We start from the raw sequence: 18,678 nt of genomic DNA, 5'->3' as shown, positions 1-18,678 counted from the left end.
TGCGTCCCGCCGTGCGTCCCGTCCGTCGCCCGGACGCGCGTTCGTGCCCCGGGCAGGCCGTCGGCCTCCCCGGAGCCGGTGCGGGCTTCACGAAACCTCCACGGGGGGCGGCTGCATCGATCCGCCGACACGGGGTACCGGGGGGCAGACCGCGCCGACACGAGAGAGCACGAGAGAGGGAGTCCGATGGCCACGACCACTGGGGAACTGCCCGCCTCCGCCCACCCGTCGACGGGAGGTCCGTCCCGCACGGCCGCTCCTGCCGGAGAGTCCTGGGACCTGCCTTCGCCGGAACCCACCGAGGCCGGAGGGCTTCGGGACCTGCTCCCGCCGGAGCTCGCCGACGCCGATGACCTGCGGGAGATCGCGCCGGCCGACGCGCGCGAGCTCAACAAGGTGCTGCTGCGCCGGCTCCGCACGCTGGAGGAGGGGACGAAGGAGTACTCGTACGTCCGCGCCACCCTGGTCGAGACGAACCTGTCCCTGGTGAGGTTCGCGGTCCGCCGCTTCAACTCGCACCGCGAGCCGCAGGAGGACCTGCTCCAGGTCGGCGCGGTCGGCCTGATCAAGGCCATCGACCGCTTCGACCCCGACCTCGGCGTCGAGTTCACCACCTTCGCCATACCGACCGTCCTCGGCGAGATCCGGCGCCACTTCCGCGACACCACGTGGGCCGTCCACGTGCCGCGCCGCCTCCAGGAGCTGCGCATCCTCCTGGCCAAGGCGCAGGAACGCCTGTCGCAGGACCTGGACCGGGCCCCCACGGTCGCCGAACTGGCCGAGCACCTCGCGCTCTCCCCCGAGGAGGTCGTCGAAGGGCTGACCGCCGCGAACGCGCACACCGCCGGCTCCCTGGACCTCGGCGGCAGCAACGACGACGCCCCCGGCCCGCTGGGCGAACGGCTCGGCGAGGACGACCGGGACCTCGCCCTCGTCGACGACCTGGTGGCGCTCAAGCCGCTCATCGCCGACCTGCCGGAGCGGCAGCGGCTCATCCTGTCCATGCGCTTCTGCGAGGACATGACGCAGTCGCAGATCGGCGCCCGCCTCGGGCTGTCCCAGATGCACGTCTCCCGGCTGCTCAGCCGCACCCTGCGGCACCTGCACGACGGGCTGGAGGACGGCTGAGGATGCGTCGCCGCACGAGCCCCGGGCAGGACCAAGCCGGGCGCACACCCCCGTGTTTGGCAGTCCGGCACAACCTCCGTATGGTCGGAAGGCATGGACATGGAGGAGACGACGATGATGCCATTCGACGACGTTCGGGCGGCCGCCGCGCCGGCAGCGTCCCCGCGCCCCGCGGAACTGGTGGTCGAGACCCGTGCCACGGCCTCCGGCGCGGTGGTGTGCGCCCTCGTGGGCGACCTCGACATCGAGACGCTCGCCTCGGCCGCCAACCTGCTCACCAGCGTGGTCGCGCAGCGCCGCGGCGCGGTGGTGATCGACCTCGCCGGGGTGGGTTTCTGCGACTCCTCCGGCCTGAACCTCCTGCTCAAGACCCGCCTCGCGGCGGCGGAGGAGGGGTTGGACCTGCACCTGGCCGCCGTGGCGCCCACCGTCATGCGGGTCCTGGAACTGACCGGCGCGCAGGCGGTGTTCTCCATCCACGACTCGGTCGACGAGGCCCTGGCGGCCTGACCGCCCCGACTCGGGCCGCCAGGGCCTCGGCCCGAGGCGGGCCGGCCGCCCGCCCCGGCCCCGGTTCGACGCCGGCGCGGGGCATAATCCGAGAACTGCCGGGAAACCGACCGTGCGAGACCGCCGTCGATCCGAAAGGGTGTCCTCACATGACGATGAGCCGGGGAACCCTGGACGGCGACCCGCACCAGCCGGGCCCCGCGCTGCCCGTCGGCGGCCAGCGCAGGCGGCTGACCCTGTCCGGCATCCCCAAGCCGGTCGCCCACGCCAGGACCTTCACCGCCCGCGCCCTCGACGACTGGTACGCGTCCGCCGCCGGGCCCGGCGTCGACGAAGGCGCCCTCGCGGACGTCGTCCTGCTGGTGGCGGAGCTCGTCGCCAACGCCATGCTGCACGGCGACGGCCCGCTGGAACTGGTCCTGGACGCCACCGGGACCCGCCTGCGGGCCGAGGTCAGCGACCGCAGCCCGACCCTGCCCACCCCGCGCCGCCCGCACAACCCGGCCCTCCCCGGCGGCCACGGCCTGTTCATCGTGGAGCGGACCGCCGACCGGTGGGGCGCCGAACCGCACAGCCACGGGAAGACGATCTGGGCCGAGTTCGACGCCTCGCGGCTGACCCGCGGCTGATCCGTCGCGGACCTGAGACGGTGCCTCACCGGACCGCACCGGTGCGCCGAGTTCGTCATCCGCGCCCGGCCGGGGCCGCCACGCCGACTCCGGTTCAGAGAACCTTGCCACGCCGGGTGATTGCATGGCGCCACAGCGTGTGTCCCGGCGAGCGTCTCCGCGTCTTCCCCCGCGGGTACGGGCGGGCCCCGGCAGGAGGAGGAAGCGGATGGCGCAGACCCGGCGGCGGGCCGCCGCCCGCCCGGCGCCCGGCGCGGCCCGACGGCGTCAAGGCTCGACGGTGCTGCGGTGGTTGAGCACGACCGACCACAAGGCCATCGGCAACCTGTACCTGACGACGGCGTTCGGGTTCTTCCTGTTCGCGGGGCTGCTGGCGATGCTCATGCGCGCGGAGCTCATGCGGCCGGGACTGCAGGTGGTGAGCAACGAGCAGTACAACCAGCTGTTCACCATCCACGGGACGATCATGATGCTGCTGTTCGCCACACCGACGTTCGCCGGTTTCGCGAACGCGGTGATGCCGCTGCAGATCGGTTCCCCGGACGTGGCGTTCCCCCGGCTGAACGCGTTCACGTACTGGGTGTACCTGTTCGGCGGCCTGATGGTGGTCGGGGGCTTCCTGACCACCGACGGCGCCGCGTCGTTCGGCTGGTTCGCCTACGCCCCGCTGAACGGGTCGATCCACAGCCCGGGAACGGGCGCCGACCTGTGGGCCGTGGGGCTGATCGTGGCGGGCCTGAGCACGATCCTGGGAGCCGTCAACTTCATCACCACCATCGTCTGCCTGCGGGCACCGGGCATGACGCTGTTCCGGATGCCGGTCTTCACCTGGAACGTGCTGTTCACCTCGATCCTCGCGCTGCTCGCCTTCACCCCGCTGACCGCGGCGCTGTTCGCGCTGGAGGCGGACCGCAAGCTGGGCGCCCACGTCTTCGACCCGGCCAACGGCGGGGCGATGCTGTGGCAGCACCTGTTCTGGTTCTTCGGCCACCCCGAGGTGTACATCGTGGCGCTGCCGTTCTTCGGCATCATCTCCGAGGTCATCCCGGTGTTCAGCCGCAAGCCGGTCTTCGGCTACTACGGACTGATCGGTGCCACGATCGCGATCACCGCGCTGTCCGCGGTCGTGTGGGCCCACCACATGTTCGCCACCGGCCAGGTGCTGCTGCCGTTCTTCTCGCTGGCCTCGCTGCTCATCGCGGTGCCGACCGGGGTGAAGTTCTTCAACTGGATCGGCACCCTGTGGAACGGCTCGCTCTCCTTCGAGACGCCCATGCTGTTCTCCCTCGGCTTCCTGGTGACCTTCCTCCTCGGCGGGCTGACCGGCGTCCTGCTGGCCGCGCCCCCGATCGACTTCCACGTCACCGACAGCTACTTCGTGGTCGCCCACCTGCACTACGTCCTGTTCGGGACGGTCGTGTTCGCGATGTTCGCCGGCTTCTACTTCTGGTGGCCCAAGATCACCGGTCGGCTGCTGGACGAGCGCCTCGGAAGGATCCACTTCTGGGTGCTGCTGCCCGCCTTCCAGATCACCTTCCTCGTGCAGCACTGGCTCGGCGCCCAGGGCATGCCGCGCCGCTACGCCGACTACCTGCCCTCGGACGGCTTCACCACCCTGAACACCGTCTCCTCCCTCGGCGCGTTCCTGCTGGGCGCGTCGACCCTGCCCTTCCTGTACAACGTGTGGCGCACCGCCAGGTACGGCGTCCGGGTCACCGAGGACGACCCGTGGGGCTACGGGCGCTCCCTGGAATGGGCGACCTCCTGCCCGCCGCCGCGCCACAACTTCCACGCCCTGCCCCGCATCCGCTCCGAAGGCCCGGCCTTCGACCTGCACCACCCGGAGTATTCGCGCACGGCGCTGGAAGGCGAGGAGAACGCGCGGTGAAGACCGAGTCCTACCTGTTCGCGGGCGTCGCGCTGTTCTTCGCCGTCGCCGCTTCGATCTACGGCTGGTTCGCCCGGGAGCCTGCCGGCAAGGCGGCGCTGGTCGTGGCCTTCATGATGTCCACGCTGATCGCGTTCTTCTTCCGGACCCAGTACTCCCGCCGCGGCCGCCGGCCGCAGGACCGCACCGGCGCCGAGATCGTCACCGGTGCCGGGCCGCTGGAGTTCTTCGCCCCGCGCAGCTACTACCCGCTGCTCACCGCGGCCGGCGTCGCGGTCACCGGGCTGGGGCTGGTGTACGCCTTGTGGCTCCTCCTCATCGGAGCGGGCGTGACGGGCGCCGGCGTCCTGGGCTTCGTCTTCCAGCACGCCCAGCGCGGGCAGTGAGTCCGGCCGGTCGGCGGTCGGTTGGCAGCGGTCGGTCGTCGGGGGTCACCGCTCAGCGCGTCCCGCGTCGGCGGACGCGAGCGGCCCCGGCTGCGGCTCGTCCACCGCCGTCTCCCCGTTGTCCCGGTAGTACCAGGAGCTCAGGGCGGCCCGCAGCCGTGCGCGCCGCGAGGCGCCCTCGCCCGGCGCCGGCAGGGGAAGCGGGGCGTCGCGCAGGGCGAGCGTGTAGCGCAGGCCGGTGGGGAGCGGCCGGTGCTCGCCGTGGAAGGCGCCCTCGACGGCCTCGTGCACGAATCCGGTCTCGTCTCCCTCCGTCACCCGTTCGAGGTCCCGCTCCTGCAAGGCCAGGCACAGGCGCCGGGTGATCCAGAAGGCCGCCGCCGGCCCGACGAACAGGCCCACCCGCAGGAACCGGTTCAGGCCCTCCACCGGCACGTCCAGTGCCCGGGCGACGACGTCCTGGCCGCCGGCGACCAGCAGCACGACGTAGAAGCACGTCCCGGCGACACCCAGCGCCGTCCGGGTCTGCCGGTTGCGGGGGCGGTCGCACAGGTGCTGCTCGCCGCTGCCCGGGGTGATCCAGCGCTCGAAGAACGGATAGCCGTACAGGGCGGCGAAGAACAGCAGCGGGAACAGCACGGCCGGAATCAGCGGGTTCCAGGCGACGGTGTGGCCCCACAGCCGTGTCTCGGCCCCGGGCATCAGCCGCAGCGCCCCCTCGATGAACCCCATGTACCAGTCCGGCTGCGCGTCGGTGGAGTCCTGGTCGGGGCGGTAGGGCCCGTACAGCCAGATCGGGTTGATCTGGGCGAGGGCGGCGGCCAGCGCCAGCACCCCGAAGACCATCGCCATCAGGCCCGCCGTCTGGACGCTGAAGTGCGGGAAGAGGGGCTTCCCGACGACGTTGCGGTCGGTACGCCCGGGCCCGGCCCACTGGGTGTGCTTGAGGTGGAAGACCAGGATCAGGTGCGCGGTGATCAGGCCGAGCAGGAGACCGGGCAGCAGCAGGATGTGCGCGCTGTACAGGCGGGGGATGATGTCGTGCCCCGGAAGCTCCCCGCCGAAGAGGAAGAAGCTCAGGTAGGTGCCGACCAGCGGGACCGACAGGATGAATCCCTGAGCCGTGCGCAGACCGGTGCCGGAGAGCAGGTCGTCGGGCAGCGAGTAGCCGGCGAAACCCTCCAGCAGGGCGAGCTGGAACAGTGTCAGTCCCACCAGCCAGTTGACCTCCCTGGGGCGGCGGAACGCGCCGGTGAGGAAGATGCGCAGCAGGTGCGCACAGATCGCGGCGGTGAACACCAGTGCCGCCCAGTGGTGGATCTGGCGGATCAGCAGGCCGCCGCGCACGTCGAAACTGATCGACAGCGTCGAGGCGTACGCCTGGGACATCCGCACCCCGCGAAGCGGCGGGTACGTTCCGGCGTACACGGTCTCGGCCATGGACGGTGTGAAGAAGAACGTCAGGAAGACGCCGGTCAACAGCAGCAGCACGAAGGTGTAGAGCGCCAACTCGCCGAGCAGGAAGGACCAGTGGTCGGGAAAGACCTTCCGGAGCAGGCCCTTGGCCCCGTCGAACAGCGGCAGCCGCCGGTCCAGCGCGACCGCCGTGTTCCGGGCGGCCCGCTCCGCCCGCCGCCCGGCCCGCGCCCTCCACCTCGACAGCCGCACGCCGCTTCTCCCGTCCGCTCCGATCGTGTGTCCCGATAGCCATATCCCGTGGCGGCGGGCTGGCCGGACGGGGCTCGCCCGCCGCCCCGGGCTTCACCCGGACGGCCCCCGGCTCGATGGCCCTTCGCCCTCTCAGGGCCCGGTTTCAGGCTGCTGACCTGCGGATTCTCCCTGGGCCCCGGCCTGGACGCGGCGGGTCGGCCCACGAACGGCGGGCGTGAACGGACGCCCGCGCTCCGGTCGAGACGTTCACGAAATGATGGCTGCGGGTAGTCGAATGGGTGCGAAAGGTCATCAGGTGGGGGGTGTTGCAGGGAGCGACGATGCCGGAACACGAGCAGTTCGGCGTGCGGGCCGAAGCGGACGGGCCGGCGAGCCGGACCGGAAGAGTCCCGCCCCAGGCGAGTCCGGAGGAGGCCCCCGGGGCGGCCCCCACCCCCGCCCCCGTCCCCGGTGAAGGTCGAGTTCCGGGGGAGGGCCGAGCTCCCGGCCGGCCGGCGCCGCCCGGGGCGGAGAGCGGATCCGCCGATGCCGACGGCACGGCGGCCTGGCCGGACCTGATGCTGCCGCTGCTGCGCACCCCGACCACCGACCGCCCGCTGGTGACCGGCGAACCCGGCGCGGACGACCCGGGGCCGGCCGCGGTGGCCGCCGTCCTGGACCTCGCGCTGCTGGTGGGCGAGCTGATGCTGGCCTGCGGCGAGGCCGCGGAGGACGTCGAGGCCGCCATGCTCGCCGTCGCGCAGGCCTACCGGGCCCAGCCCTGCGACCCCCAGGTCACCTTCACCCGGGTGGCGATCTCGTACCAGCCGGGCCCCTCGGAGCCACCCGTGACGGTCGAGCGCTCCGTGCGGCACCCGGCCGGGGACTACGCGCGGCTGGCCGTGCTCTTCCGGCTGGTCACCGAGATCACGACCGGCGGACTCGTCGTCGACGACGCCCACCACCGGCTGAGGGCTGTGCGCCGGCACTGCCGCCGCTACCCCGCCTGGCTCCTGGTCCTGTCCTCCGGCCTGCTGGCCGGCGCCGCGACGCTGCTGGTCGGCGGCCGGGCCGATGCCCGGGCCTGGCTGGTGTTCGTCAGCGCCGTCGCGGCGGCACTGGCCGGCGACCGGCTCTCGGCGCTGGTCGGACGCCACGACCTCCCGGAGTTCTACCGGATCGCGACGGCCGCGACCCCGGCGGCGGCGATCGGCATCCTGCTGTCCTTCAACGGGCTGAACCTGGGCGGATCGGTGGTGATCACCGGAGGGCTGTACACGCTCCTGCCCGGATGGCCCATGGTGGCGGCGGCGCAGGACGGCCTCGCGGGCTTCTACCTCACCGCGGCCGCACGCCTGATGGAAACGCTGTACATGATGGCCGGCGTGGTGGTCGGGGTGATGACCGTGCTCTACATCGGCGTCAACAACGGTGCCGACCTGGCGGCCCGGCCCGTCCCGGTCGCCGCGTCGAACCCACCGCTCCAACTGATGGCGGCGCTCCTGCTCACCCTGACCTTCGCGGTGCTGCTCAACACCGAGCCGGGCACGCTGCCGGCCGTCCTGCTCAACAGCGGGGTCGGCTGGACGACGTACGGCGTGCTGATCAACGCCGGCGGCGAGCCCATCATGGCCACCGGCCTCGCCGCCGGGCTGGTGGGCCTGTCCGGCCAGCTCATGGCCCGCTACCGGGGAAGCTCCTCGCTGCCGTACGTCACCGCGGCCCTGGGGCCGCTGCTGCCCGGCTCGTTGCTGTACTTCGGGCTGCTCGCCTTCGTCCGGGGCGAGCCCGAGATCGGGCTCGTCGGCGTCGGGCGCGCCACGGCCACGGCGATGGCGGTGGCGATCGGCGTGAACCTGGGCCGCGAGGTCGCCCGGCTGTTCCTCCCCGCCCCGGGCGTGGTCCCGGCGCCCGGCCGCAGCGCCGGGCGCCACCGCCGGTGAGGACGGCGGACGGCGCCGTGCGGCTGTCGGCGTCGGCACCCACGTGGTGCCGGGGCGGACAGCCGCACGAGCCGGTGAACGGGTGGATCGGCGGTTGGGGCGGGTGGTGCGGAAAAGCAGGACGAGTGGATCAGTAGTAGTGACGACGCCCGCCGACGGCGTGCCCGACGGAGCCCGCGATCCACAGGACGAGGCCGATGACGGCCAGGATGATGCCGATGGTCCACAGGATCGAGATCCCGGTGACGAAACCGATGATGAGCAGGATGACGCCGAGGACGATCACGAGGTCCTCCCGTGTGGTGACTGGGACGGTTGTCAGGAGCGGCGGTCCGGCCGTTCGATGGTGATGCCGGAACCGTCCGGGGGTGGTGGAGCCGTCGTTTCTCCGGCCGCGCCCATGATCCGCGTGTACCGCTCTGCGGGCCGGGCAAACCATCCCGCCCGAAGCGGAATGGGTCGGTTCCCCGCTCGGGCATGCCCGGCCCTGCACCGAGCGGTCGCCGCCGTCGCCCGTGGCGGGTCAGGACCGGATCCGGTCGAGGACGGCGTCGATGTCGAGGTGGTCGGATTCGGTGCCGGCCGGCACCAGGGCGAAGGAGTCGAGGAGGAAGGCCGTCACGGCGTCCGCGGGGATGCTGATCACGGCCCGGCCGTTCTCGGCGCACAGGGTGACCAGGACCCGGCCCGCCCGCCCGGGCGCGACCGTCACGTCCCCGTGGCCGGCGGGGGCGTGACGGCCCTCGTTCAGCAGGTCGCGCGCGAAGACCCACCGCGCCTCCCCGCCGCCCCCGAGGGGCGGGAAGACCAGGCACACCGCGTACGGCAGCGAGGTGTCGAAGCGCAGTTGCGCCTCGACGGTCACATCGGGGAACGGGCCTTCGGGCAGCGTGACGGCGGTGGACCAGGAGGTGACGACGGTCATACGACGGACTCCGTTTCTGGCAGTGGCGCCGGGTTGTCCGCAGCGGCACCGAGCGCCGGCGGCGGCAGCGTTCGGCTACCCGCCCCGGGCCGATTCATGGCGCTGGTGCGGAAACCTCGCGTGCGCGGTGTGTTCGCTCGCGCACGGAACGTTTCGGTGCGGTTCCCGGCGCGGTTCCCGGCGCGAGGTGGGTGGTTTCCGTCCGGCGAGAAGGGGCAGCCGCCGCGTGGTCCCGCTGCCCGGTCTGGCGGCCGGTCGTTCGTCCGCGTCCGGGAAGCCCCGGCGTCCCGGACGCGCCGGAGCCCGGTCTTCAGGGGGTGGAGGGCCCGCCAGCACCGCGGGGGCCGGCCGACGGCTCCCCCGACCCGGAAGGAACTCAGCGATGGGTATCGTCATCAGCAGCCCGCTGCCGGACAGCGAACGCAAGACGACCGGGGAGGCCCTGCAAGGGACCCTGGTCGACCTGCTGGACCTGTCCCTGGTGGCGAAGCAGACGCACTGGAACCTCTACGGGCCCCGGTTCCGCTCCGTCCACCTCCAGCTCGACGACGTGGTCGTCACCGCGCGCGACTACGCCGACCAGGTGGCCGAGCGCGCCGCCGCGATCGGGGTCAGCCCGGACGGGCGGGCCGCCACGATCGCCGCCACCAGCAACCTGCCCGACTTCCCCGAGGGCTGGACGGCCGACGTGAAGGCCGTCCAGAACCTGGTGAAGGCCTTCGCCGCCGTGATCGAACGGATGCGGGTGCGCATCGACGAGACCGGCCCGGCGGATCCCGTCAGTCAGGACCTCCTGATCGGACTCACCGCCGAGTTGGAGAAGCACAGCTGGATGTTCCAGGCCGAGAACCAGCACTGACGCCACCCCGCCGACCGCGACGGGCCGGGGCCGGGATCGGGGCGGGTCCCGGCCCCCTGCGCGCGCGGTGCGGTCGGCCGGGCGGCCCGGCCGTCAGTGCTTCTCGTCCCGGTCCACGCGGGACTGCGTGCGGCGGGACCGCGTACGGGCAGCGGACCTGCGGCGGCGCACGCGCCAGACGATGAGGGCGATGACGACCGCTGCGGCGAGCAGGGCGGCGACGACACCGCCGACGGTGCCCTCGACCTTGGTGTAGGCGGCCCCGGCGAAGTAGCCGAGGAGGGTGAACCCGACGCCCCAGGCGAGGCCGCCGAGGGCGTTGAAGAGGAGGAAACGGCGGTACGGCATGCGGGAGACGCCGGCCAGCGTCGGCACCACGGGGCGGAAGAAGGCGACGAAGCGGCCGAAGAACACGGCCGCCGGCCCCCGTCGGCGGATCAGGTCACGGGCCTTGTCGACCTGCTCCTCATGCCGTCGCAGCATGCGCGTGTCGAGGACCGCCGGGCCGATGTGGCGGCCGATCTCGTAGGCGACGGAGTCCCCCAGGACGGCCGCGCAGACCACGGCGAGGACCAGCCAGCCGATGGACACCCGGCCCTGGTGGGCGAGGAAACCGCCGAGGACGGCGGCGCTCTCGCCGGGGATGAGGAAGCTGAAGAAGAGGGCGTCCTCGGCGAAGACGAGGGCGGCGACGACCGCGTACACGACCGGGCCGGACAGGCCGTCCAGCCAGTCGGTGATCGAGTGCATCAGCCACCCCGTTCGGGATCTCCCGCCCCTTCTGCCGCCCGTTCCGCCGCCCCCTGCGCCTCAATGTAGCGGCGGGCGGTCCCGCACGCAGTGCCCCCCGGCGCTCAGGCCACCTGCGGCGGGCCGCGCGGCCGGCGGCGTTAGCCTTCGCGCTTCCCGGGTAACCGCTCCGCCGGACCGCGACGGATCACCCTGCGAGGAGGACGCACCATGGACGGACGCGAGCAGGAGGGGCTGCTCGGGACCGAGCGGGAGCTGCGCCGCGGCCGCGTCCTGGAAGCACGGCTGCACAGGTTCGGCCTCGGACTGCGCAGCAGGGCCTGGGACATGATGCGCGGGGTACGGCCGCTCACAGTCCTCGGGCTCGCCCTGCTGTCGCTCGGCCTGCTGGCGGCCGGACTCCGGACGGCGGATGCGCCCGTCCTGTGGGCCCTCACGGGCTGCTGGGCGCTGACCCTCGCGATCGCCTTCGCCGTGCTCTGCGCCTGCGCCGATGGCCGGGGGCGCGGCGGATAACCGGGGAGCGGCGGACAAGGAGGACCACCAGCTCGCCCGGATCGGAACCCGTCGACCCGGCACGGCGGCACCGTCGACGAGGAGACCCTCCGACTCCGCCAGGCGGCCGTCGCCCGCGCGCTCGACGCGCTCGACGTGCTCGACGCAGTGGGTGCGGCGCTCAGTGCGCGGCGGTTTCCGCCGGGTGGGTGTCGTCCTGGTGGTGGTCCTGGTGGTGGTCCTGGGCGGCCGCTTCGGCCGCTTCGGCGGCGTCGGGTGCGGAGCCCTGTCTGGCTGCCTGGCACGTGCTGCAGGTGAGCCAGTGCGCTGGAGGTTGGTGGGCGTAGCGGTGCGGGGCGAGGGTCATCCCGTCGGTGTCCAGGCCGCACAGGGTGAGGTGGCCGCAGGTGCCCGAGGCTTCCGCGGGGGCGGCGTGTACGCGGCGCACCGGGCTCTCCGGGTCCGCCGGGGTGTGGTCGGGGCCGAGGAGCCGCACGTTGGTCGGCATGTCTAGCTCAAGTACGACGACGATGTCCATCTTCTCAACGTGGCTGCTGGGCCGGTCCGCCGCACCCGCGCGGTGGCATCCGGACCAGCCCGGCCACCCCTGGCGGACGGGCTCCGATCGGCCGCGTGCGCGACGGCGGAGAACCTGAAGGCGTGCCCCGCCCCAGCGCGACGCCCGTGATCGGCGGCGACGTGGCGCGCTGACGTGGCGCGCTGACGTGGCGCGCTGACGTGCAGGCGCAGGCGCAGGCTCCGGGCAGGGTCGACGTCCGCCTCTCCCCGGCGCGGCGTTCACTGCGCGCGCAGGGCGCGCTCGCACTCCTGGCACCGCTGGTCGGCGAGCGTGGGCGGGTACCAGGGCTCGCCGGGTCGGACCGGCCGGTAGTGGGTGTGTTCCATCGGGCCGGTCTCCAGCCCGCAGAGCGTGTACGGCTGCGGGTCCTCGGGCACGTCGGGATCGGCCCCGGCGGCGTGCACCGCGATCACGGCGGGTTCGACACCATCCGCGCCGATGGCCACGTCGGGCTCCAGCTCGAAGAGCACGATGATCGATGCCATGCACCGAGCCTCGGCCATCGCCGGTGGACCCACATCCGGGGTAGGCCTTTCGAGGCGAGCACCCCTGCCCCGTTTCGGCCCGGCTCCGTCCGGAAGAGCGCCGGGATCGACGACCGCATGGATCGCGCCCGTCGGGGGCTGCTGCCATGCTCGGGTGATCACACCTCGTGCACGGAAGGAGTCCGTCGATGATCGCGCCGCCCGCGCTGGAACGGTGTCCGGGCGGGCCGCGGTGAGGGGCTGGGTGGTCGGGGCCGTCGGCGAACCGGGCAAACCGTGCAAACCAGGCGAGCCGGGGCGGTTGCTGGTGGTGCTCGTCGACGGTCGGCGGTTGGTGACGCGCGAGCTGTCCGGGCAGGAGCGGGCGGAGCTCGGGTCGCCCGTCGCCGGGCGGCTGCGCAAGCCGCATCCGGGCGCGCGGTCGATGGTGCGCTGGCTGCGCCCGGTGCTGGCCGTCGTCGTCGAGCTGGAGGCCGGTCAGGTGTGCCGCATCGCCTTGCCCGCGGCGGGTGACTGAGTGGTCCGCCGCCACCCGGTCCTGGTCCCGGATCCGGACCCGGACCCGCCGGCGCCACCTCGGCGGCCGTCGTGGGGGTTCACCCGATTGCCCAGCGTCCGTCCGGCCGGCCCCGGGACGGACCGGGCGCCCGGGGGCGGGCCGCGTCCGGGCGACGTAGGTTGCGGGCATGACCAGTGACGAGACGACGATCCCGGCGGTAGGGGTGCGCCTGCTGGACGAGGTGTTCGACGCGATCGAGGCGGCCAACGGCCGCCCGCAGCCGTGGACCGGTTTCGACCACGGGATCCTGGGGGCCTACCGATGGGCCGCCGGCGCCCAGGTCGCGGCGCCCCTCACCGCTGCCGCCGCGCTCGGCGCCACCGGGCCCTGCCGGGCGCAGCTCCTGGCCGAGTGCCAGGCCGCCGCCGTCCGTCTGCGCGACGTCTCGGCCCTGGCCCTGGCCTCGACCTCGGGCGAGGGCGACGGCGCGGACGAAGGCGCGAACGCCGCGTACGCCCTGGGCGCCTACCAAGCGCTGGCCTGGCTCTGCGGCCACCACGAAGACCGCCCCTGACCCGACGGCCCGAAGGGCCGGCACAGACCCGCGGGCCCGCCGACCTGCCCGCATCGCGCATCCGCGCACAGGGAGACGACACCGTGCTGAAGGACGACGAGTCGCCCGGCGGGGGCAGGGACGAGACAGCCCAGGAACGGGCCGACCGGCTCTGGAGCGAGATGCTCCAGGAGGTCCGGGTGTGCCAGACCGGCGCGCAGATCCTCTTCGGCTTCCTCATCAGCGTGGCCTTCACCCCGCGCTTCGCCGGCCTGCCCGACTTCGACAAGGACCTCTACGTCGCCACCGTCATCCTCGGCGCCCTCGCCACCGGCACGCTCGTCGCCCCCGTGGCCTTCCACCGCCTCCTCGCCGGCCGCGGCATGAAACCCGAACTCATCCACGTCGCGGGCCACCTCATCGCCACCGGCCTCGCCACCCTGGCCCTGACCATCGCCGCTGCCTTGCTGCTCCTGCTGCGCACCGCCACCGGCAACCCGGTCGCCGCGTGGGCCCTCAGCGCAGCCGTCCTGCTCTGGTTCACCACCACCTGGTTCGTTCTGCCCCAGATCGTGCTGCGGCGTACGGCCGCCCGCCAGGCGGCCCCCTCCGCCCACGGCGACCCCGGCGCGGACGACCGCCCCTCACGGTGACGGAGGCCGACCGGAACAGCGTCCGAGCGCCGGTCGGATCTCCGAGGCGTACGGGCGCGTCGCAACCGGCGTTCGGGGTAGGCGCCGCGGCAACCCGAGGCGGAGAGACCGCGCCCGCCGGTTCGAGCAGGAAGCACCCACCGGGCCCGCGAGGCCGCCTCCACGCCTCCAGGCCTTCAGGCCTCCACGCCTCCAGGCCTCCGGAGCGCACCGAATCCGCCGACCGACCTGATGAGAAGGGCTACGCCATGAGCACGCACGACACGGGCACCACCCCCGCGGAGCAGGACGCCCCGCGGGACGGCGACGACACCGTACGGGAGCGGTCCGCAGAAGAACGGAACATCGTGGCGCCCACCCCGAAGGACGTCCGCGCCAAGGCCGACGAGCCCGACGACGCCGACGACGCCGACGACGCACCCACCCCACCCGCCGCCGACACCCAGGCCCCCTGACCAGCGACACCCCGCCGCCCCCGGCCCCCTGCCCGCCCGCACTCCGTCGCCCGGGCGCTCGGACTCCACTCACCCGACGGACGGCGCAGCAGGGGCTCCGGTCCCTTCCCCATCTGGGAACCCGGCGAGCCGCTATCACCTGATTCGTCGAAGTCGCCCAGACCCACGTCGGGTGGTTCGTGGTCCCGTACGCTGCTTGCTCACCAGGTGGGGCTGGCATGAGGGGGCGTGGGGATGGCCGGTGGAGAGCGTGGGCGCAGGGCTGCGATCGTCCGGTACTGGCGGGCTGTGGAGTTGTTCAGCCCGCAGAAGGTCGACGGGGTGGATCCGTCGAAGGACGTCTATCCGGTCTGGGACGGCCGACCGCTGCCCTGGGAGCCGGACCACCGGCTCCGCCGGCGCTCGCCGGGCCGCGGGCGATCCTGGCAGCACACGGTGTACGCGGGCGTGTTCGAGCTCACCGCGCTGCGCGACACGCTGCTCGGCGTGTTCGGCACCGACGGGCCCACCGAGGACTTCGACGGCCGTTCGGGCGGCCAGAGCGCGGTGCTCTGCTTCTCGGTCAACGACCAGGGGCTGCTGCTCAAGGACAGCGTGACGATCTCGTCGTGCGCGTGGGCGGTGGGCCGGGCCCTGCGCCCGGGGCCGGCGGACCCGGCCTGGCTCGACGGCTTCGAGAAGGACTCCGAACTGTGCGTCTCGACCCTCCTGGAGCTGGGCGACGGCCGGCTCCCGGTGGTGGAGCAGCGGCGAGGAGCGGGCGGCGCGCCCTCCGGACCCGGATCGGCGCTCGGTGCGATCGCGGGTGTGGCGGTCGATGTCGTGCTCGGCGCTGCCGTCGGCGGGATCGCCTCGACGGTGGGCACCGTGGCGGGTGCCGCGCTGGGCTCGATCACCCAGGCGGTCGCCGAGACGCTGACCGGATCGGCGGCGGACTCGCTCGCGGACCGGGTCGGCAGCAGGGTGAGCGATCACGTGACCCAGCGGGTGGAGGGGGTCCTCGACGGCGGCCTGCACCCCGCGGGCGGTGCCGACGCCGATGCCCTGCGTTCCGGGGACGACGCGGACGCGGCGGATGAGCCCGAGGAGCCGGACCCGACGGGCGATCTCCCCGTTCCGTTGGGCCTGAAACCGCTTGACGTCAGGGACCTCGCGGCCGTCACCCGCTGGGTCGCCGAGCAGCTCGGGATCGCGGAGGCGCTGCGGCCGGACGCCGTGCGGGTGAAGAGCTACACCGTCCGGGAGTCGCAGAGCTCGGAGAGCGACCAGTCCGACTTCCTCAACAGTTTCATCGCCGCGGACCTGGAACAGGTGGCTGCGGCGCTCGCGGAGGGCAGGTCGGGACGGGCGCTGGAGGACTATCTCCGGTCCACCGCAACTCTGGACTCCGGCCGCCGGACCGACGTGCGGCAGCAGCCGCAGGTCCTGCTGGACGGTGTCCGTCCGACAGCCGCCCCACTCGGCCGGTGGCCCGGCAGGAGTGACCAACCCCTGGTCCTCAGCCAGCAGTTCGCGGTGAACAGTGCGTTGGCGGAGCCGGGTGGTGCCGGGGGCGGCGGCCTCTACGCGGTCAACGGGCCGCCCGGCACGGGCAAGACCACCATGCTCCGCGACCTGATCGCCGCCCTGGTGGTGCAACGTGCGGAGCGGCTGGCGGCGTTGGGCTCTCCGGCGGAAGCGTTCGGCAAGGTCCACACCTGGAGTTCCGGCCAGTGGAACCGGAGGCTTCACGGGCTGCGCGAGGAGCTGACGGGCTACGAGATCGTCATCGCGTCCGCCAACAACGGCGCGGTCGAGAACGTGACGACCGAGATCCCGTCCGCATCCGCGGTAGCCGAGGAGTGGTGCGAGGAGGCCGACTACCTCTCAGCGCAGGGCAGGCTGCTGCTGGGCGGCGCGGACGCGTGGGGAGCGGTCGCGGCACCTCTCGGCAATCGCGCGAACCGCTCCCAGTTCGTCAGCCGCTTCTGGTGGGGCAAGGAGATGCAGGAGACGGCCGACCCGCGACGCCCCGGACAGAGCCGCCGACAAGCCGTGTCCACCGGCCGGGGTCTGCGTGATCTTCTGCTCCGGCAGAAGGAGTTGAACGGCGACGCCCGACCTGGTCCGGATCGGAACCCGCTCGGTGGCAGCCGCGTGCCAGGTGCCCCGGACGCCCCGGACGCGCCGGCCACCGCTGAGCTGGGCGATCCCTGGCCGCTGGCGGTGCGCCGCTTCACCCAGGCGCGCCAGGCCGTCCAGGAGCTGGCCGCGGCCAGGGAGGCCGCGGCCGCCGCACGCGACAGCCGGGAGCTCCTGGCGCGACAGCTGCGGGGTGCCGAAGCCGCTGTGGCAGCGGCCCGGGCGAACACGGCCCCGGCCGAGCGCGTACTGGCCGACGCGCAGGCCGCGGCGCAGAGCGCGACCGAACGGCTGGCGGCCACGCAGCAGACCGAGCACCAGGTGTCCACGACGTTGGCCGAGGCCCGGGCCACCGTGGAGCTGCGCCGGGGAGTGTGCCAGTCGCGGCTCGATGACCTGCGCTCGTACGATGCGCGGCAGCGTCCTCGCCGGCTACGCGCCTGGCTCTCCTCAGATGCGGAGGAGAGGTGGTTGCGTGGGCGGGAACCGCTGGTGAGTGCTCTGGCTCAGGCCGAAACAGCATGGGAGGAATCTCAGAGCGCACTCGGCCGACTCAGTGAGCTCCTTGCCGACGCACGAGCGGCCGGCGAGGAGGCCGCTGCCGCCGAGGCCGCGGCACAGCGCTCGCGCGCGAGCCGACTGGACGGCCTGCGCCGCGCGGAACAGGCCGTCACCGCTGCCGAGCAGGCAGCCGCCATGGCTCGGACCGCCGCCGACATCGCCGCCCGCAAGGTCTCCGATGCGACGCGACGGTGGCGCGCACACGTGCCGGCCGAGGACTGGGCCGCACTCCCCGGAGACCCGCAGGCCGATGGCCGGCGGGAGCTGTCCGCCCCCTGGATGGACGAGGAGTTCAGCGCCGCCCGCACCCGCGTGTTCCTCGCCGCGCTGGATCTGCACAGGGCCTTCCTCGCGGCGGAGGCGAAGCGCCTGCTCACCAGCTTGCAGGCGGTGATGGAGGTGGTGGGCGGCGACGCCCCGAAGGATCTGCCGCCGGAAACCGTCCGGGCCGCCTGGCAACTGTTGTTCCTGGTCGTGCCGGTGGTGTCGACGACCTTCGCCTCGCTGGACCGCCTCTTCGCGGGCCTGGGCTCCGAGGCCCTGGGCTGGCTGTTCATCGACGAGGCGGGGCAGGCCACCCCACAGCAGGCGGTCGGCGCACTGTGGCGGGCCCGTCGGGCGGTCGTCGTCGGCGACCCGTTGCAACTCGAACCTGTCGTGACGGTGCCGTGGACGGCACAGCAGCAGCTTCGCACCCACTACGGAGTGGCGCAGGAGTGGGCGCCCGGCCGCACCTCGGTCCAGCGGGTCGCCGACCGCCTCGCCCGGTGCGGCACCTGGCTCCCGGCCCAACTCCCCGACGGCGAGACGGAGGTGTGGGTGGGGTCACCGCTCCGGGTGCACCGTCGCTGTGACAATCCGATGTTCGAGATCAGCAACCGCATCGCCTACGACGGGTTGATGGTGTTCGGCACGGGTGAGCGAGGGCCCTATCCGATCGCCGACCGCAGCGTCTGGCTGGACGTCGTCGGGGGCGAGTCCGACGGCAAGTGGGTGGCTCAGCAGGGGCTCGTGCTGGGCAGGGTGCTGGATCTGCTCGGGGAGCGGTTGCGCGCGCAGATCGAGCAGGAGGAGTGGGAGTCCGCACTACGAGAGGGCCGGCCGCCGGTGGACCTCGGCACCACGATGGCCGCCGAGGTGCGTGAGCGACTCGGCAAGTCCGTGTTCGTGGTGAGCCCGTTCCGGGAGGTGGTCGCCGAGGCGCGCCGGACGGCCGGAACCCGGCTTCCCGCCAAGCGGGTCGGCACGGTGCACACCACCCAGGGCAAGGAGGCGGACGTGGTCATCCTGCTGCTGGGTACCGTGGCGTCCCAGAACGGAGCCCGCGACTGGGCGGCTGCCAGCCCCAACCTCCTCAACGTCGCAGTGAGCAGGGCCCGGAGACGACTGCTTGTCATCGGCGACCGGGGACTGTGGGGCCGGCACCGCCACTTCGACGTCCTGGCCGACCACGGGGGCTTGGCCCGGTTCGACGCGTCCGGCTGGCTGAACGGCTGAACGGCTCAGATATATCTTCAGGTTGTCGTAGGTGCAAATACCAGATGGTCGGCATCGAGGCCTCGGGCTTGATGACTTCCTTGTGGTGCCGCAACCGTCCTTGTGGCGCCA

General features: G+C 73.1%; 19 protein-coding genes. 13 read left to right on the top strand and 6 right to left on the bottom strand.

What is annotated here, in order from left to right:
- Window positions 1-186 precede the first annotated feature (186 nt).
- The 5 genes from ABT015_RS12900 (at window position 187) to ctaF (ending at window position 4,541) form a co-directional block, all read left to right on the top strand.
- Window positions 187-1,128, top strand: a complete 942-nt coding sequence (locus ABT015_RS12900; RefSeq protein WP_350878917.1) for an RNA polymerase sigma factor SigF — start codon at window positions 187-189, stop codon at window positions 1,126-1,128.
- A gap of 117 nt (window positions 1,129-1,245) precedes the next feature.
- Window positions 1,246-1,638, top strand: a complete 393-nt coding sequence (locus ABT015_RS12895) for an STAS domain-containing protein (RefSeq protein WP_350878915.1) — start codon at window positions 1,246-1,248, stop codon at window positions 1,636-1,638.
- Between the two features lie 149 nt (window positions 1,639-1,787).
- The gene (locus ABT015_RS12890) at window positions 1,788-2,267 is read left to right on the top strand and encodes an ATP-binding protein (RefSeq protein WP_350878913.1); all 480 of its coding nucleotides are present in this window, start codon (window positions 1,788-1,790) and stop codon (window positions 2,265-2,267) included.
- 208 nt (window positions 2,268-2,475) lie between these two features.
- On the top strand, window positions 2,476-4,155 hold the full coding sequence (gene ctaD, locus ABT015_RS12885; protein ID WP_350878911.1) for an aa3-type cytochrome oxidase subunit I: 1,680 nt from the start codon (window positions 2,476-2,478) through the stop codon (window positions 4,153-4,155).
- Entirely contained in the window at window positions 4,152-4,541 is a 390-nt protein-coding gene (gene ctaF, locus ABT015_RS12880) for an aa3-type cytochrome oxidase subunit IV (protein WP_350878910.1), read from the top strand. The genes ctaD and ctaF overlap by 4 nt, the downstream gene beginning before the upstream one ends.
- 45 nt (window positions 4,542-4,586) lie before the next feature.
- Here the strand turns inward: ctaF and qcrB are convergent, their stop codons facing one another.
- Entirely contained in the window at window positions 4,587-6,209 is a 1,623-nt protein-coding gene (gene qcrB / locus ABT015_RS12875; RefSeq protein WP_350878908.1) for a cytochrome bc1 complex cytochrome b subunit, read from the bottom strand.
- A 323-nt stretch (window positions 6,210-6,532) separates the two neighbouring features.
- Between qcrB and ABT015_RS12870 the strand changes: the two genes are divergently transcribed.
- Window positions 6,533-8,134, top strand: coding sequence for a threonine/serine exporter family protein (locus ABT015_RS12870; protein WP_350878907.1), 1,602 nt, complete (start codon window positions 6,533-6,535; stop codon window positions 8,132-8,134).
- A gap of 130 nt (window positions 8,135-8,264) precedes the next feature.
- Here ABT015_RS12870 and ABT015_RS12865 read toward each other — a convergent pair whose 3' ends face one another.
- A complete protein-coding gene (locus ABT015_RS12865; RefSeq protein ID WP_167745913.1) occupies window positions 8,265-8,420 on the bottom strand; it encodes a DUF6131 family protein in 156 nt (51 codons plus the stop codon).
- Between the two features lie 237 nt (window positions 8,421-8,657).
- The gene (locus tag ABT015_RS12860) at window positions 8,658-9,059 is read right to left on the bottom strand and encodes an SsgA family sporulation/cell division regulator (protein WP_350878905.1); all 402 of its coding nucleotides are present in this window, start codon (window positions 9,057-9,059) and stop codon (window positions 8,658-8,660) included.
- Window positions 9,060-9,441: 382 nt separating this feature from the next.
- Here ABT015_RS12860 and ABT015_RS12855 point away from each other — a divergent pair, with 382 nt between their 5' ends.
- Window positions 9,442-9,918: a Dps family protein gene (locus ABT015_RS12855; protein ID WP_350878904.1), complete on the top strand. Its 477-nt coding sequence runs from the start codon at window positions 9,442-9,444 to the stop codon at window positions 9,916-9,918.
- A 93-nt stretch (window positions 9,919-10,011) separates the two neighbouring features.
- On the opposite strand, the gene ABT015_RS12850 is transcribed toward ABT015_RS12855, so the two are convergent.
- Window positions 10,012-10,668, bottom strand: coding sequence for a DedA family protein (locus tag ABT015_RS12850; protein ID WP_350878903.1), 657 nt, complete (start codon window positions 10,666-10,668; stop codon window positions 10,012-10,014).
- A 210-nt stretch (window positions 10,669-10,878) separates the two neighbouring features.
- Between ABT015_RS12850 and ABT015_RS12845 the strand changes: the two genes are divergently transcribed.
- Window positions 10,879-11,184, top strand: a complete 306-nt coding sequence (locus ABT015_RS12845) for a hypothetical protein (RefSeq protein ID WP_350878901.1) — start codon at window positions 10,879-10,881, stop codon at window positions 11,182-11,184.
- A gap of 160 nt (window positions 11,185-11,344) precedes the next feature.
- On the opposite strand, the gene ABT015_RS12840 is transcribed toward ABT015_RS12845, so the two are convergent.
- Both ABT015_RS12840 and ABT015_RS12835 read right to left on the bottom strand, forming a co-directional pair.
- Window positions 11,345-11,701, bottom strand: coding sequence for a hypothetical protein (locus ABT015_RS12840; protein WP_350878900.1), 357 nt, complete (start codon window positions 11,699-11,701; stop codon window positions 11,345-11,347).
- A gap of 260 nt (window positions 11,702-11,961) precedes the next feature.
- Complete coding sequence (locus ABT015_RS12835) at window positions 11,962-12,228, bottom strand: hypothetical protein (RefSeq protein ID WP_350878899.1); 267 nt, start codon at window positions 12,226-12,228, stop codon at window positions 11,962-11,964.
- A 307-nt stretch (window positions 12,229-12,535) separates the two neighbouring features.
- Between ABT015_RS12835 and ABT015_RS12830 the strand changes: the two genes are divergently transcribed.
- From ABT015_RS12830 to ABT015_RS12810, 5 genes are all read left to right on the top strand, one after another.
- Window positions 12,536-12,745, top strand: a complete 210-nt coding sequence (locus ABT015_RS12830) for a hypothetical protein (RefSeq protein ID WP_350878897.1) — start codon at window positions 12,536-12,538, stop codon at window positions 12,743-12,745.
- Between the two features lie 169 nt (window positions 12,746-12,914).
- The gene (locus tag ABT015_RS12825; RefSeq protein ID WP_350878896.1) at window positions 12,915-13,301 is read left to right on the top strand and encodes a hypothetical protein; all 387 of its coding nucleotides are present in this window, start codon (window positions 12,915-12,917) and stop codon (window positions 13,299-13,301) included.
- Window positions 13,302-13,384: 83 nt separating this feature from the next.
- Window positions 13,385-13,933, top strand: a complete 549-nt coding sequence (locus tag ABT015_RS12820) for a DUF6328 family protein (protein WP_350878895.1) — start codon at window positions 13,385-13,387, stop codon at window positions 13,931-13,933.
- A gap of 248 nt (window positions 13,934-14,181) precedes the next feature.
- Window positions 14,182-14,388: a hypothetical protein gene (locus ABT015_RS12815; protein WP_350878894.1), complete on the top strand. Its 207-nt coding sequence runs from the start codon at window positions 14,182-14,184 to the stop codon at window positions 14,386-14,388.
- Between the two features lie 288 nt (window positions 14,389-14,676).
- Window positions 14,677-18,567, top strand: a complete 3,891-nt coding sequence (locus tag ABT015_RS12810; RefSeq protein ID WP_350878893.1) for a DEAD/DEAH box helicase — start codon at window positions 14,677-14,679, stop codon at window positions 18,565-18,567.
- The last annotated feature ends 111 nt before the right edge of the window (window positions 18,568-18,678 follow it).

The sequence above is a fragment of the Kitasatospora sp. NPDC094016 genome, assembly GCF_040304045.1.
Classification (GTDB): domain Bacteria; phylum Actinomycetota; class Actinomycetes; order Streptomycetales; family Streptomycetaceae; genus Kitasatospora.
This window is presented reverse-complemented; position numbering and strand designations above follow the sequence as displayed.

Bases quoted from the DNA above. Each gene is read 5' to 3' on its own strand.
- ABT015_RS12900 (WP_350878917.1), top strand. From the start codon at position 187: ATGGCCACGACCACTGGGGAACTGCCCGCCTCCGCCCACCCGTCGACG.
- ABT015_RS12895 (WP_350878915.1), top strand. From the start codon at position 1,246: ATGCCATTCGACGACGTTCGGGCGGCCGCCGCGCCGGCAGCGTCCCCG.
- ABT015_RS12890 (WP_350878913.1), top strand. From the start codon at position 1,788: ATGACGATGAGCCGGGGAACCCTGGACGGCGACCCGCACCAGCCGGGC.
- ctaD (WP_350878911.1), top strand. From the start codon at position 2,476: ATGGCGCAGACCCGGCGGCGGGCCGCCGCCCGCCCGGCGCCCGGCGCG.
- ABT015_RS12870 (WP_350878907.1), top strand. From the start codon at position 6,533: ATGCCGGAACACGAGCAGTTCGGCGTGCGGGCCGAAGCGGACGGGCCG.
- ABT015_RS12860 (WP_350878905.1), bottom strand. From the start codon at position 9,059: ATGACCGTCGTCACCTCCTGGTCCACCGCCGTCACGCTGCCCGAAGGC.
- ABT015_RS12855 (WP_350878904.1), top strand. From the start codon at position 9,442: ATGGGTATCGTCATCAGCAGCCCGCTGCCGGACAGCGAACGCAAGACG.
- ABT015_RS12850 (WP_350878903.1), bottom strand. From the start codon at position 10,668: ATGCACTCGATCACCGACTGGCTGGACGGCCTGTCCGGCCCGGTCGTG.
- ABT015_RS12845 (WP_350878901.1), top strand. From the start codon at position 10,879: ATGGACGGACGCGAGCAGGAGGGGCTGCTCGGGACCGAGCGGGAGCTG.
- ABT015_RS12840 (WP_350878900.1), bottom strand. From the start codon at position 11,701: ATGGACATCGTCGTCGTACTTGAGCTAGACATGCCGACCAACGTGCGG.
- ABT015_RS12835 (WP_350878899.1), bottom strand. From the start codon at position 12,228: ATGGCATCGATCATCGTGCTCTTCGAGCTGGAGCCCGACGTGGCCATC.
- ABT015_RS12825 (WP_350878896.1), top strand. From the start codon at position 12,915: ATGACCAGTGACGAGACGACGATCCCGGCGGTAGGGGTGCGCCTGCTG.
- ABT015_RS12815 (WP_350878894.1), top strand. From the start codon at position 14,182: ATGAGCACGCACGACACGGGCACCACCCCCGCGGAGCAGGACGCCCCG.